The organism is Bacillus sp. FH, assembly GCF_052216825.1.
Taxonomy (GTDB): Bacteria; Bacillota; Bacilli; order Bacillales; family Bacillaceae_G; genus Bacillus_A; species Bacillus_A paranthracis.
In genome coordinates this window covers 847,842-861,885 of sequence record NZ_JBQOUU010000001.1, presented here as the reverse complement: position 1 = coordinate 861,885, position 14,044 = coordinate 847,842, and the positions used below count along the sequence as shown (strand labels likewise).

16 protein-coding genes and 2 pseudogenes are annotated in these 14,044 nt (G+C 35.7%); 11 read left to right on the top strand and 7 right to left on the bottom strand.

What is annotated here, in order from left to right; translation table 11 throughout:
- The first annotated feature begins 27 nt into the window (after nt 1-27).
- Nucleotides 28-1,266, top strand: a complete 1,239-nt coding sequence (locus ACTT1L_RS04635; RefSeq protein ID WP_000676837.1) for an MDR family MFS transporter — start codon at nt 28-30, stop codon at nt 1,264-1,266.
- 43 nt (nt 1,267-1,309) lie between these two features.
- Here ACTT1L_RS04635 and ACTT1L_RS04630 read toward each other — a convergent pair whose 3' ends face one another.
- Nucleotides 1,310-1,696 carry an Hsp20/alpha crystallin family protein gene (locus ACTT1L_RS04630; protein WP_000516746.1) on the bottom strand — a complete coding sequence of 129 codons (387 nt, stop codon included), beginning with the start codon at nt 1,694-1,696 and terminating at the stop codon, nt 1,310-1,312.
- A 124-nt stretch (nt 1,697-1,820) separates the two neighbouring features.
- Nucleotides 1,821-1,942 (bottom strand): annotated as a pseudogene (locus ACTT1L_RS04625) (small acid-soluble spore protein P).
- Between the two features lie 121 nt (nt 1,943-2,063).
- Between ACTT1L_RS04625 and ACTT1L_RS04620 the strand changes: the two are divergent.
- Together ACTT1L_RS04620 and pdaB are read left to right on the top strand one after the other, a co-directional pair.
- Nucleotides 2,064-2,327, top strand: coding sequence for a hypothetical protein (locus ACTT1L_RS04620; protein WP_001146294.1), 264 nt, complete (start codon nt 2,064-2,066; stop codon nt 2,325-2,327).
- A gap of 45 nt (nt 2,328-2,372) precedes the next feature.
- Nucleotides 2,373-3,098 carry a polysaccharide deacetylase family sporulation protein PdaB gene (pdaB, locus tag ACTT1L_RS04615; protein ID WP_116777259.1) on the top strand — a complete coding sequence of 242 codons (726 nt, stop codon included), beginning with the start codon at nt 2,373-2,375 and terminating at the stop codon, nt 3,096-3,098.
- Nucleotides 3,099-3,139: 41 nt separating this feature from the next.
- Here the strand turns inward: pdaB and sspO are convergent, their stop codons facing one another.
- Nucleotides 3,140-3,289, bottom strand: coding sequence for an acid-soluble spore protein SspO (gene sspO / locus ACTT1L_RS04610; protein ID WP_000518052.1), 150 nt, complete (start codon nt 3,287-3,289; stop codon nt 3,140-3,142).
- 291 nt (nt 3,290-3,580) lie between these two features.
- Here sspO and acnA point away from each other — a divergent pair, with 291 nt between their 5' ends.
- Nucleotides 3,581-6,304 carry an aconitate hydratase AcnA gene (acnA, locus tag ACTT1L_RS04605; protein WP_442821816.1) on the top strand — a complete coding sequence of 908 codons (2,724 nt, stop codon included), beginning with the start codon at nt 3,581-3,583 and terminating at the stop codon, nt 6,302-6,304.
- A gap of 116 nt (nt 6,305-6,420) precedes the next feature.
- Entirely contained in the window at nt 6,421-8,070 is a 1,650-nt protein-coding gene (locus ACTT1L_RS04600; protein ID WP_071742844.1) for an ABC transporter ATP-binding protein, read from the top strand.
- Nucleotides 8,071-8,093: 23 nt separating this feature from the next.
- Here the strand turns inward: ACTT1L_RS04600 and ACTT1L_RS04595 are convergent, their stop codons facing one another.
- Complete coding sequence (locus ACTT1L_RS04595; RefSeq protein WP_442821815.1) at nt 8,094-8,351, bottom strand: hypothetical protein; 258 nt, start codon at nt 8,349-8,351, stop codon at nt 8,094-8,096.
- Between the two features lie 248 nt (nt 8,352-8,599).
- Between ACTT1L_RS04595 and ACTT1L_RS04590 the strand changes: the two genes are divergently transcribed.
- The 5 genes and pseudogenes from ACTT1L_RS04590 (at nt 8,600) to tlp (ending at nt 10,999) form a co-directional block, all read left to right on the top strand.
- Nucleotides 8,600-9,175: a TlpA family protein disulfide reductase gene (locus tag ACTT1L_RS04590; protein WP_046198956.1), complete on the top strand. Its 576-nt coding sequence runs from the start codon at nt 8,600-8,602 to the stop codon at nt 9,173-9,175.
- A gap of 117 nt (nt 9,176-9,292) precedes the next feature.
- Nucleotides 9,293-10,240 carry a 3'-5' exonuclease gene (locus ACTT1L_RS04585; RefSeq protein ID WP_071742847.1) on the top strand — a complete coding sequence of 316 codons (948 nt, stop codon included), beginning with the start codon at nt 9,293-9,295 and terminating at the stop codon, nt 10,238-10,240.
- Nucleotides 10,241-10,381: 141 nt separating this feature from the next.
- Complete coding sequence (locus ACTT1L_RS04580; protein ID WP_001254697.1) at nt 10,382-10,525, top strand: FbpB family small basic protein; 144 nt, start codon at nt 10,382-10,384, stop codon at nt 10,523-10,525.
- A 43-nt stretch (nt 10,526-10,568) separates the two neighbouring features.
- Nucleotides 10,569-10,702, top strand: a pseudogene (gene sspN / locus ACTT1L_RS04575) (acid-soluble spore protein SspN).
- Nucleotides 10,703-10,801: 99 nt separating this feature from the next.
- Complete coding sequence (gene tlp / locus ACTT1L_RS04570) at nt 10,802-10,999, top strand: small acid-soluble spore protein Tlp (protein ID WP_001133509.1); 198 nt, start codon at nt 10,802-10,804, stop codon at nt 10,997-10,999.
- 28 nt (nt 11,000-11,027) lie between these two features.
- On the opposite strand, the gene ACTT1L_RS04565 is transcribed toward tlp, so the two are convergent.
- Nucleotides 11,028-12,320, bottom strand: coding sequence for a glycosyl hydrolase family 18 protein (locus tag ACTT1L_RS04565; protein WP_000614849.1), 1,293 nt, complete (start codon nt 12,318-12,320; stop codon nt 11,028-11,030).
- Between the two features lie 109 nt (nt 12,321-12,429).
- On the opposite strand from ACTT1L_RS04565, the gene ACTT1L_RS04560 reads away from it, so the two are divergent.
- Complete coding sequence (locus tag ACTT1L_RS04560) at nt 12,430-12,849, top strand: acyl-CoA thioesterase (RefSeq protein ID WP_000495810.1); 420 nt, start codon at nt 12,430-12,432, stop codon at nt 12,847-12,849.
- Nucleotides 12,850-12,875: 26 nt separating this feature from the next.
- Here the strand turns inward: ACTT1L_RS04560 and ACTT1L_RS04555 are convergent, their stop codons facing one another.
- Both ACTT1L_RS04555 and plsY read right to left on the bottom strand, forming a co-directional pair.
- The gene (locus ACTT1L_RS04555; protein WP_001054442.1) at nt 12,876-13,166 is read right to left on the bottom strand and encodes a HesB/YadR/YfhF family protein; all 291 of its coding nucleotides are present in this window, start codon (nt 13,164-13,166) and stop codon (nt 12,876-12,878) included.
- Nucleotides 13,167-13,274: 108 nt separating this feature from the next.
- Complete coding sequence (gene plsY / locus ACTT1L_RS04550; protein WP_000258966.1) at nt 13,275-13,871, bottom strand: glycerol-3-phosphate 1-O-acyltransferase PlsY; 597 nt, start codon at nt 13,869-13,871, stop codon at nt 13,275-13,277.
- Nucleotides 13,872-14,044: the final 173 nt, after the last annotated feature.

Below are 14,044 nucleotides of genomic sequence, written 5' to 3'. Positions count from 1 at the left end.
TGATAACAGGGAGAGTAGGTTTTTAAGATGAAGGGGAAGTTACAAAATATTCATCCGTTAGGAATGACAATTATAATCGGGACTTTATTTGCGAGGTTCGCCACGTCAATGAGTATTCCTTTTTTAGCAATTTATTTAACGACTGTTAAAGGCGTATCAGCTGGAATGACGGGTGCTATTATTGGAACGAGTGCACTTGTTGGAGTGTTTGCTAGTTTTATCGGAGGGAATTTATCTGATCGATTCGGTCGAAATATGATTCTAATATGGTCCATGATCGTTTGGGTATTTGTATTCATAGGATTTTCACTTGCAGATCATGTTTTAAGTTTCTTTTTATTAAATGCTTTAAATGGATTATGTAGGTCCTTTTTTGAACCGACGTCAAGAGCGTTATTATCAGATTTAACGAAACCAGAGTATCGTTTACTCGTATATAATTTGCGTTACGGTGCAATCAATGTTGGAGTAGCGATTGGGCCACTTGTCGGATTACAGATTGGAAGCGCAAAATCAACAATTCCTTTTTTAGTAGCAGCTGGAGTATATATTCTATATACAGTTATACTAGCGTTCCAATTTAAGAAATATCCAGTGGAACAAAAGAAAATCAATAAAGAAAAGCCTGTTACAATGCTAAATGCGCTGCGTATATTACGAAAGGATGTCGTATTTTTAGTTGCGTTAGTTGGTATTATTTTGAGTAATTGTGGTTTTTCTCACTTAACGACGACAGTATCACAATATTTTGCAAATGCACATATATTCCAGGATGGAGTGAAATTATTTTCATATATGTTAGTATTAAATGCGATTGTTGTAGTCGTAATTCAATATCCTGTTATTCAAATGTGTAAAAAGTATACACCATTAGCATCCATTATGGTTGGAACTTTATTTGTGAGCGGGGGATTATTTGGATTTGGAATAGTAGAATCTATGCTAGGTGCTGCTATTTGCACAATTATTTTTACAATTGGAGAAGTCTTAATGTTTTCGATGACGGATGTATTTATTGATGATATAGCTGTTGCGCATCTAAAAGGAACGTACTTTGGAGCAATGGGATTTTCAGGAATTGGAGCAGTAATTGGTCCATGGTTTGGGGGAGTACTTCTCGATTATTACGGGTACCAAAATGGATTTGTAGTATTTTCAGCGCTAGCTATATTTTCAACTGTAGCGTTTCCAGTACTGTTAGTTACGAAAGGTTTATTGAAAAAAAGATATGATGGGAATTCTAATATGGAAGTACATGCGAAATAAAATAAGCCCCAGTCAACGACTGGGGCTTATTTTTGTATTTATTTTAATTCTCAATTTGAAAAAGAACTTTCTTTTCATGTTTATTAGCTACTTCGTTTTTGGAAATATGAATGGCTAAATATCCATTCTCTAAGCAGGCTAGCATCTTTTTATAAATAATATTATCGGGTAAAGGAATGATCCTCTGCAAAGAAATATTTTTATGAAGTATGCAAATGTTTAGGCCTGTCTTCATCTTTTTAATGACTACATTTTGTTCTGTCACATTTGGTACATCTGTTTCCAAAATGTATTCTTGTTCCGTTTCACAAAGGTCAATATGAATTTGATTTGGGAAACTAAAGTTGCTACAAGAATCAGAACAAAACTGATCCATCCATTCTTCGAAACCATCAACATGAAAAAGACAATCCTTCTTTTTCTTGCCCATGTAAGACACCCTCCGTAAAATCTCAATTCATACTATGTTATGCATGAATGAAGTAGGGGTGAAGAATAAATGGAAAAATATAAACATTGTATGTGGAAAAGGTAGCTAGTGTGCATTTTTTGTTTTACATATCATGATGTGCATGATGTTTTTGACGTGAATGGTTACGGTTTTTTACTTTATGAGATCCGCTTAATGGTTCGGGTTGTCCTTTTTTTCTTTCGCTTCACGATTGTTTTTGCTCATTGTCTGTGACACCTCCTCTTTCTTTTTAGAATGAGAGAAGTTTGCAAATTTATACGAGAATGTTTTTAGAAAAAAAGGTAAAGATAAGTGGGACTAACTATTATGGAAAGGGGATTGTATAATGCCATATCATAAAGATAAGCAACAAGCTTTTCAAGCAGCGCAGCAAGGTGTTACACAAGCAGAAAATGCATTTAACAACATTGTAAAAAATGATCCAAACTACGGTCATGATTTGAAAGAATTACGCCAAGAGGTTCAGGAAGCCTATGAACAGATTCAAAATGCACTAGAAGTAGCTTCGGAAACACAACGCCCACAACTTGAGCAATACGAAAATAATCTTCAAAATATTATGCAGCATGTAGATCAATTAGAAAAGTAAATGAGGTTGTTGTGTATTCGACAACCTCTTACTTTAACGAATATTATGCGAAAACAGAAAATTTTTCTACTCATTTTTTCTTTATTATGCGCAGTACATATATTTCAAGTTGAAAAAGTGGAAGCGAAAATGTTGCTCAGAAAAGAGCTAGAACCAACTGGATATGTAACATGGGAAGTACCTAATAATGAAAAGATTATTGCTATTACATTTGATGATGGACCGGATCCAATTTATACACCACAAATTTTAAATTTATTGCGCCAATATAAAGCAGAAGCGACATTTTTTATGATTGGATTTCGAGTTCAGCGTAATCCATATTTAGTGAAACAAGTGTTAAAAGAGGGGCATGAAATTGGAAATCATACGATGAACCATTTGTATGCAAGTAATTCATCGGATGAAAAATTAGAAAATGATATTTTAGATGGAAAGAAATTTTTCGAAAAATGGGTGAAAGAGCCTTTGCTATTCCGTCCTCCTGGCGGTTATATTAACGATGCTGTATTTAAAACAGCGAAAGAAGCTGGTTATCAAACGGTTCTATGGTCGTGGCATCAAGATCCACGTGATTGGGCAAATCCAGGGGTTGAATCCATTGTAAATCATGTAGTGAAACATGCTAAAAGTGGTGATATAGTATTGCTACATGATGGAGGAAATAATCGTAGTCAAACAGTAGCAGCGCTAGCAAAAATATTACCTGAACTGAAAAAGCAGGGCTATCGATTTGTAACGGTTTCGGAATTGTTACGTTATAAACATTAGAAAAAATCCCAAAAGGTGAATGCTCCTTTTGGGATTTTTCGTTACTGGTTCTTTTTGCGTTTCTTATTATTTTGTCGTTCTGCAGGAGTTAAGTTTTCATTTGCAAACTCTTCGTTATAACCAGCACCTTGTCCTTGTGCAGATGCTGCATTCATTCCTGAAATAGTATGATTTGCTTTTCTTTTACCCATTTTATTTCACCTCTATAACTTTTTTTGTAAGTTGCATGATGAGCAGTTCATAGTATGTATGAACTGTAAAGAAAGCGCTAATAGAGCACTTTACTTTATGGTAATAGTATTCATAAGGAACATGAACACTATTCAAATTTAGAAACATAAAGAAAACTTATGATAATCTATAAGTTTCTTATTATTTACTTATTTAGAAAGTTGTAATAAGATATTATCGTAAGGTATTGAAAAGTTTGTCTACATTTTATATTCAGACAACTTAGTCACGTTTAACAGGGGGGAAACATAATGGTCAAACATAATCCATTTCAATCACGTGCAACTTTTGAAGTAGATGGAAAAACGTATCATTATTATGATTTGAAAGCGCTTGAAAATGCAGGGGTTGGCAACGTATCTCAATTACCATATTCCGTGAAAGTTTTACTTGAATCAGTACTTCGTCAAGTAGACGGACGTGTAATCACAGAAGAGCATGTTACAAATTTAGCGAAATGGGGAACGAAAGATGTGCAAGATATCGATGTTCCATTTAAACCATCTCGTGTAATTTTACAAGATTTCACTGGTGTTCCAGCTGTTGTTGATTTGGCTTCGCTTCGTAAAGCAATGGCAGACATGGGTGGGGATCCTGATAAAATTAATCCGGAAATTACTGTAGACCTTGTAATTGATCACTCTGTACAGGTTGATAGAGCGGGTACAGCAGACGCGCTTGCATTCAACATGGACTTAGAGTTTAAACGTAATGAAGAACGTTATAAATTTTTAAGCTGGGCACAAAAATCATTTGATAACTACCGTGCAGTTCCGCCAGCTACAGGTATTGTACACCAAGTAAACCTTGAATATTTAGCACCAGTTGTTCACGCTGTAAAAAATGCTGAAGGTGACTTAGTTGCATACCCAGATTCATTAGTTGGAACAGACTCACATACAACGATGATTAACGGTATCGGCGTTCTTGGATGGGGCGTTGGTGGTATTGAAGCAGAAGCAGGAATGCTTGGACAGCCTTCGTACTTCCCAGTACCTGAAGTAATCGGTGTAAAATTAACTGGTACACTTCCAAGTGGTACTACAGCAACAGACGTTGCATTAAAAGTAACACAAGTATTACGTCAAAAAGGTGTAGTTGGTAAATTTGTTGAGTTCTTCGGTAATGGCTTAAAGAGCATGCCTTTAGCTGACCGTGCAACAATTTCAAACATGGCACCAGAATACGGCGCAACTTGTGGATTCTTCCCAATCGATGATATTTCATTAGAATACTTACGTTTAACAGGTAGAGATGAAGAGCAAATTCGCGTTGTTGAAGAATACTGTAAAGCGAACGGCTTATTCTATACAGCAGACAGCAAAGATCCAATTTACACTGATCTTGTTGAAATTGATTTAAATACAATTGAATCTAACCTTTCTGGACCGAAACGCCCACAAGATTTAATTCCACTTTCAGATATGAAAGATGCGTTCCACAAAGCTGTTGTAGCACCAGTTGGAACACAAGGACTTGGATTTAATGAGCAAGAGTTCGATAAAGAAGTGAAGGTTACATTAGAAGATAAAGAAGTAACGATGAAAACAGGTGCAATCGCAATCGCTGCAATTACAAGCTGTACAAATACATCAAACCCATACGTATTAATTGGGGCAGGTTTAGTTGCGAAGAAAGCAATTGAAAAGGGACTTAAAGTACCTGAATACGTAAAAACATCATTAGCACCAGGATCTAAAGTTGTTACGGAGTACTTAGATAAATCAGGTTTAACAACGTATTTAGATCAATTAGGTTTCCAAACAGTTGGTTACGGCTGTACGACTTGTATCGGTAACTCTGGCCCATTAGCACCGGAATTAGAAGAAGCAATCGCAGCAAACGACTTACTAGTAACATCTGTTTTATCTGGTAACCGTAACTTTGAAGGTCGTATTCATCCACTTGTAAAAGCAAACTACTTAGCATCACCACCACTTGTTGTGGCATATGCACTTGCAGGTACTGTTGATATTGACCTGAAAAATGATGAAATCGGTAAAGATGCAAATGGCAATGCTGTTTACTTCAATGATATTTGGCCATCAGCTAAAGAAATTGAAGATGTAGTTCAAAGCGTTGTTACATCTGAGCTGTTCAAGAAAGAATATGCACAAGTATTTAACAGCAATGAGCGTTGGAATGAAATCCAAACTTCAAACGAAGCTTTATATACTTGGGATAATGATTCAACGTACATTCAAAACCCACCATTCTTTGAAGGTTTATCTAAAGAACCAGGTGAAGTTGAAACGTTATCAGGCTTACGCGTAGTTGGTAAATTTGGTGACTCTGTAACGACTGACCACATTTCACCAGCAGGTTCAATCGGTAAGCACACACCAGCTGGACGCTACTTATTAGAAAACGGTGTACAACCAGTTGACTTTAACTCTTACGGTTCTCGTCGTGGTAACCATGAAGTTATGATGCGTGGTACATTCGCGAACATCCGTATTAAAAACCAAATCGCACCAGGAACAGAAGGCGGATATACAACATACTGGCCAACTGGTGAAGTAACATCAATCTATGATGCTGCTATGAAGTATAAAGAAGATGGCACAGGCCTTCTAGTTATTGCAGGTAAAGATTACGGTATGGGAAGTTCTCGTGACTGGGCTGCAAAAGGTACTAACTTATTAGGTATTAAAGCAGTAATCGCAGAAAGCTTCGAGCGTATTCACCGCAGTAACTTAGTGTTAATGGGCGTATTACCGCTTCAATTTAAAGATGGCGAAAGCGCTGAAACGTTAGGTCTTGTTGGTAACGAGTCATTTGAAATTCAAATCGACAAAACAGTTAGACCGCGTGATCTTGTAAAAGTAGTTGCAACTGATGCAGATGGCAACGAAAAACAATTTGAAGTAGTAGCTCGTTTCGATAGTGAAGTTGAAATTGACTACTACCGTCACGGTGGTATCTTACAAATGGTTCTTCGTGAGAAAATGGAAGAGTCTAAAGTGTCGAACTAAACAATTGAAATGAATGATAAGGAAGCTAACAACTGTTAGCTTCCTTATTTTATGGAAAGGGATGAAACCAAATGGTTTCATCCCTTTCTTTTTACTATAAAAATGGAGGGAATACTATGAAAGAATATAAAAGAATTTTGTTACCGTTACAGAAAGAAAAAATATTAGTAATAGCAGCTGTATGCAGTGGGATTTTTGCAGCTATTTTAAATCTATCCCGTCCACTATTCATGGGACTAATTGTAGATAACCTAATTCAACGAGAGCTGAAGGGAGCGTATTTTTACATTACTTTGTTTACAGTTACCCGCTTATTGATGTGGGTGAACAATCTTTCATTTGATTATGTAAGCTCAAAAGCGAGCCAGCGAATATTACGAGAGAAGCGTATAGATGTATTGCGCCATTTTTTCCTATTACCGTTTGAAGAGAGTGAGAAAATCAAACAAGGAGAGCTAGAAACGTTAGTCGTATCTGATATTCCGAACTGGGTCAGGCTATATGGTTCTATATTAATAGAATATATACACGCCATTGCGCAATTTATCGGTGCGATCATAGCACTACAACATATAGATATACAGTTCATATTGTGGATAACTCCGTTTTTATTTTTAAGTGCAATGGTTCCGATGCTTTTAGGGAAGAAGGTAAGAAATATTGCTAGTATTGCTCAAAAAAATCAATCAACTGTTGTAGAGATGGTGTCACAGTTTGTAAAAGGAGCGCAAGATTTACGTAGTTTGCAAAAAGAAAAATGGGCTATTGGCTTATTTAAAGGAGTAACGGCACAATCTTATAAAACAGAAGTAAAGAAGACGATGATGCAGCATTACATTGGAGTAGTTGGAACAGTGATTGAAACAGGAGCATATATCGTTGTTCTTATTATAGGTGCGCAAAAAATAATGCAGGGCGAAATGGAGGTTGGTTCACTTGTTGCAGTGTTAGCGACAATTGAGATGCTCTTTTTCCCTGTCCGTTATGTGGGGGATTTATTAATGATGACACAAGTTGCAGTTGCTTCGGCAAGTAGAGTGTTTTTCTTTTTAGATAAACGAGTGGCAAATAGTAATGTAGAAAGAGCGATGGGGATGACAATAACAAATGTCTCATTTCAGGAAAATGATGAAGAGACATGCAGAATTCATAATATTGATTTGCAGATTAATCCTGGTGAACTCGTTATGATTGTCGGAGAAAGTGGTGCAGGAAAAACAACGCTTTTAAAATTAATGACAGGTTTGTATAAACCATCTAACGGTAGTATTGCTTATTATGGAAATGAGGCTCGATTGACTACAGTGTGGCAAGAACCTCGATTCTTTCGGACGACAGTAAAAGAGAATATGTATTTCGGGGAAGTGGGCTTAGAAAACGAGTTAGAAAAAAGTGCTGAACTTGTAAATGTAACACCGATTATTAGGGGGTTACCTGAAGGTCTTCAAACTGTACTACATAAAAGCGGTGAAGAGTTTTCGGGAGGAGAAAGAAAACGGCTTGCATTATTGCGAGCAATTGGTTCAAATCCGAATTTTATTATTTTAGATGAACCGACTGCGGGATTAGATCCGGGCAATCAAGAATTTGTTTGGAATATGATAGAAGGACTAGGAAGCGATGTAACGAGAATTGTAGCAACGCATGATGTAGAGAAAGTGATACTAGCAGATCGCGTTGTCATCATGAAAGAAGGAAGTATTGTAGCATGTGGAAGTCCTGAAAAATTAATAAATAATCATTCGTTTTTTAAAGGGTGTAAATAAAGATAAGCGCAATGCTCTTATCTTTATTCAGCGTCATTTATTTGATACTCGATAGATTCTGAATGATTCAGATCGACGTTAAAAGTAGCTGTCATAAGGAAAGTTGCAATTCCAAGAATTAAGAAAAGGACGAATGAGATTAGAGAAACGTAGAGACAAATACGCCCTACTTTCTTTTTTTCAAGATCGTTACTAAAGAGTGAAATGATCCATGTAATAATACCGATTGGGTATAAAAGAAAACTAAGAATATATAATGTTATTTTTTCGAATGAATTCATAAACAATCCCCCTTTTGTTGAAGGTTATATAACCATGAAAATAAAAGGTGAATGGGTCTAGAAGAAGATAGGTAATACTTCATTTGTTTTTCTAATTATATGATAAAAAGGAAAAAAATGCACTTTAAATAAGAATATTCTAATTATTTAGACTGTGAATATTTCCAAGCTTGTCCGTATAAGCTAAAATAAGGTATATAGCATTTTGGTGAATATGTTACAAGACAAACACGTTAGGGTGATATAAAATGTGGCGGAAGCTTACGATTATTGTAGTGTTACTTTGTTTAGCGGGATATGCAGCTTATGAACAGTTTGGTAAAAGCGATCAGGTGGCCCAAGGAGAGCAAGAAAAAAGTAAAGCTGCTATGAAAGAGATGATTGCAAGTAACGGTATTGAAATAGGAAAGAGTGCGCCAGACTTTGAATTAACGAAGTTAGATGGAACGAATGTAAAGTTATCGGATTTAAAAGGAAAGAAAGTGATTGTAAATTTTTGGGCAACGTGGTGTGGACCTTGTCAGCAAGAAATGCCAGATATGGAGGCTTTCTATAAAGAACATAAAGAAAATGTAGAAATTTTAGCAATAAATTATACGCCTTCAGAAAAAGGCGGAGGGATAGAAAAGGTGAGTAATTTTGCTAAGGAGAAAGGAATTACTTTTCCTATTTTATTGGACAAGAATATTGATGTGACAACAGCGTATAAAGTCATTACAATCCCAACTTCGTATTTTATAGATACGAAAGGTGTCATTCAAGATAAGTTTATTGGACCGATGACGCAAAAAGAGATGGAGAAACGAATTGCTAAATTAAAATAACAGTGAAAAGGTAGAGATGGAATATAATCATTTCTGCCTTTTCTTTTTCACGTAGTGAAAGCTTCATGATATGATAAAAGAAATATAAACGTTGAGAGATAAAGGAGTGTATTTGGAGTGGGGAATATATCCTTACCGTTAGATTATGTTGTAATTGACTTTGAAACAACAGGATTTAACCCTTATAATGATAAAATCATTCAAGTGGCAGCAGTGAAATATCGTAATCATGAACTAGTAGATCAATTTGTTTCCTATGTGAATCCAGAGCGTCCAATTCCAGACCGAATAACGAGTTTAACGGGTATTACAAATTATCGTGTTTCAGATGCACCGACGATTGAAGAAGTGTTACCTTTATTTTTAGCATTTTTACATACGAATGTAATTGTCGCTCATAATGCATCTTTTGATATGCGCTTTTTGAAAAGTAATGTGAATATGCTGGGGTTGCCGGAACCGAAAAATAAAGTGATTGATACTGTATTTTTAGCGAAGAAATATATGAAGCACGCTCCTAATCATAAACTTGAAACGTTAAAGCGAATGCTTGGAATTCGTTTAAGTTCTCATAATGCATTTGATGATTGTATTACTTGTGCAGCAGTTTATCAAAAATGTGCCTCTATTGAAGGAGAGGCGAAAAGGAAATCGAATACAGAAGTACTTGATGAGACAGCAGTATATGAAGCGGTAAAAGAGATACTTGTACGAAATAAACGTGATATCGAATGGATTCGTTGCATGAATGTAGGAAGCTATTTAGATATAAAAGCTTTTTATCCAGTTATGAGATTAAAGGTAAAAGGGCGAAAGAAATACGTATTAACAGACATATTAGAAGATGATGTGAAAGAAATATGTACGAGTTTAGCCTGTGAACCGGCGTTAAAAAGTGAAGTTGGTAATACGAGAATTATGCTGAATTGCTTAGAGGACGTCCTGAAATTAGAAAGTTATATTTTAGAACAGTATGATTTCGTACTGCAAGCGCTGCATGACTATAAACAAAGTGAAATGAATGCAGATGAAAAGTTAAAAGAGTATTTAAATATTATGGTGTGAAAAACTCCGTGTACGTTTTATTGTACACGGAGTTTTTTTAGGAGTATTAAAACATAAAATTTTCTTGCAAATCTGATTAAAGAGTTTTTCCTTTGCTCATACTATGTATAGTAAGAATGAGAAGGAGAGAGGGTGAACAGCATGAGAAGAAGTCGTCGCAAATCATTTGACGAGCTTGTGAAAGAAAATAAACAACAATTATTAAGCGATCGCGATGCAATCGATCGCATTGAAGAGCGTATTGAAAAACGTTATGAAATGAAACTTTTTAAGCAAGCTGAATAATTCTTAACACTAGTACGATACTACTGTTAAGGAGGCGATAGTAATGGGTAATCCGAAAAAGAATTCAAAAGACTTTGTACCGAATCATATTGGAACACAATCAAAAAAGCTGGTGGCAATAAAGGGAAGCAAATGCAAGACCAAACGGGTAAACAACCGATTGTTGATAACGGTTAAAGAAAAGGAGAATATTGTATTCTCCTTTTTTATGTATAAATTTGAGGGAAGATAGGTAATTTAAGATGGTGTGTATATACAATATTAGGAGGAAAGTACATGCCAAATCCAGATAATCGAAGTGATAACGCTGAAAAGTTACAAGAAATGGTGCAAAATACAATTGATAACTTTAATGAAGCGAAAGAAACAGCGGAGCTTTCTAATGAAAAAGATCGTTCTGCTATTGAAGCAAAAAATCAAAGACGTTTAGAAAGTATTGACTCATTAAAAAGTGAAATCAAAGATGAATCTTAACAGAATGTACAAAAAGGGCTGACTTTTGTCAGCCCTTTTTCGTAATCGTAAAGTTTTCAACGAGTAAACGCCAATTTTGCGGGAATGGTAAACCAATCTTCCAATAACTAATACCACCTATACCTTGTTCTTTCATTAAATTAAACTTACTTTGAACAGACCGTGAATCTTCAAACCAAACTTCGTGTTGTACACCATTTTCATCGAAATAATTAAAATGAGGAGCCTGTGCTGTGAAATCATAGCGGATCGGAACATTGTATTTACGAGCTAGTGCAACAGCTGCGACAGAGCTAATTGCTTTTGCAGGCGGATTTCCTTCTTTGAATGGAAGTTTCCAATCGAATCCGTATAAATTTTGTCCCATCATAATTTTTTGCGGAGGCATTTGAGATTTTGCGTATTGAAGTACTTCTTTTACAGGACCGATAGGAGAAATAGCCATCGGTGGTCCGCCCTGCCAACCCCAGTCGTATGTCATAATGACGACGAAATCAACAATTTGACCTTGTGCTTTATAATCATGAGCTTCGAAAAATTTTCCCTTTTGATTTGAACTTGTTTTCGGTACAAGTGTTGTACTTAGTGTGTACCCATTAGGTAAGCGTGTTTTCACATTTCGTAAAAAACGATTATACGCTTCGCGATCTTCAGGTGCCACGCTCTCGAAATCAAAATGAATGTCTCGCATACCGTACTTCTCAGCTGTTTGCAAAATGTTTGTAATAAATTTATTTTGAATCGTTGCATCACGTAAAATAACGGATGTTAGATCGGCACTAAAGTTTCCATTTTCAATATTTGTAATAACGAGCATAGGAATGGTGTTTCCTTGCGTTGCAATATTAGCAATTTTAGCTGTTTCAGTTGGTTCTTTTAACGTACCATCTCTTTTTGCCTCGAAACTGAAGTAGGCTAAGTATGTTAAAAATGGATTAATAGCACGTGTAGAATTAACTAAACTTTCTTTAATGGGGATAGTTGAAGGTTGTAAATAAGCGATGGATTCTACTGCTCGTTTCGTCCCTTTTGGAATATATAATTGCTGGCCAACATGGAGAATGGATTTTAAAGATAAATTATTCACTTTAGCTAAACTAGCGAGAGGAACGTTATATGTTTGAGAGATTCGATATAAGCTATCGCCAGGCTGTACATAATAATTATTTCCTTTCGTATTCACAATTAGTGCCTGACCAACAACGAGTGTTTCAGCTGGATTTAATCCATTGTCTTTTACTATCTCGTCAGGTGTTGATCCATATTTTGATGCCAAGCTATATACGCTATCACCGCTACGAACCGTTACAATTTGAATCATATGCTTGCTCCTTTCGGTAAAAGATTCACTATTTTTATTTTATTTTTGATGTCACTGTATTATGATTAAATGTATGCAAGGTAGCAGAAGTGAAAGAAGGCGAATACATATGTTTGTAGCAGAACATGAAGTTGAAATCCGTTATGCGGAAACAGATCAAATGGGTGTTGTTTACCATTCAAACTATTTAGTGTGGCTTGAACTAGGTCGCACGAAACTTATACAAGATTTAGGGTTTTCATATGTTGAAATGGAGAAGGAAGGAATTATTTCTCCTGTTTTAGATTTGCAAATTTCTTATCGTAAAGCGATGCGCTACGGGGAAAAAGCAATTGTAAAAACGTGGGTTGATACAGTGAGCCCGCTTCGCGTTGTATATGGATATGAAATTTATAATGGTGATGGCGAACTTTGTATTACTGCAAGTACAACGAATATTTGTGCAAAAAAAGAAGGGTTCCGCCCTGTATCATTTAAAAAGTTCTATCCAGAGTGGTATGCGAAATATGAGGAAATTAAGAAAAAATAAAAAAGCGTGGCGGAAGCCACGTTTTTTTATTTTTCATAATTAAATTGCGGGAAATCATCACCGTCGTTAAATGTAACAACTAAATTATGTCCATCGAAGAACCACTCATCATCGCTTTCAATAAAGAAGTTAATATCTTCTTCTTGAATTTGCACAGCAGGATGTGCAGGATCATCTTTACGAATACCTAAAGAAAGTCCTTTTTGCACAGTACTGCAACCACCGTATTGTACGAAAAAGCGTAGTGTTTCACCTGATTGTAAGTTTAATTCGTTTTTATACCATTGTGCTGCTTCTTTTGTTACGGAAAGATTCATGTATAGTTCCTCCAAATTATGTTGCTTTTTCTTTAGTATAAAAAATAACGCAAAAAGACGCTATTAATATGCTTCACGTTTTCTTTTTGCGTTATGTGGGTTACGATCTTATTTTTGCTTTTTTGAAAAGTTTGCTTTCGGTTCAGTTTTATTTATAATTCGTCCAATATTTGCACGGTGTTTATAAATAACCATACCTGCTAATAAACACATCGCAATAATGAAGATTTTATCCCCGCTAACAATTGATGCGATAACGGCAACGACAGCTGTTACCATAGAAGAAAGTGATACGTATCTTGTTGTAAATAAAAGGCTGAAAAAGACAACAGCTAAAATTGCAAAAACAACTGGTGAGTAGCATAATAGCACGCCAGCAGAAGTTGCAACTGCTTTACCACCACGGAATTTCGCGAAAATCGGATACACATGTCCAAGAACAGCTGCTAATCCGAACCATAGTGGATGAACATCTAACGCGAAAATAATCGGTAGACTCGTTGCTAATGTACCTTTTAAAATGTCAGCAATTGTAACGATAAAACCTGCTTTTTTCCCTAATGTGCGGAATGTATTTGTTCCGCCTAAATTACCGCTTCCGTGCTCACGAATGTCAATTCCATAACCAATCTTTCCAACGACTAGTGCAAATGGAATCGAGCCAAGTAAGTAGGCAACGATAAATAAAAGATATGTAGTAACCATAAGTTCAGTCTCCTTTATTCAAATGTGTTGATAAAGGGTAAAAAGAGTTTTTCCCGTATATTGTACCATACATTTGTAAAGAGCACATTTCTTTTTTGTAAATGAAAAATTCATTATTTCGTGCAAAAAATTTCACAGGAATGTTACATTTCTCACAGAAACAATAAGACTAT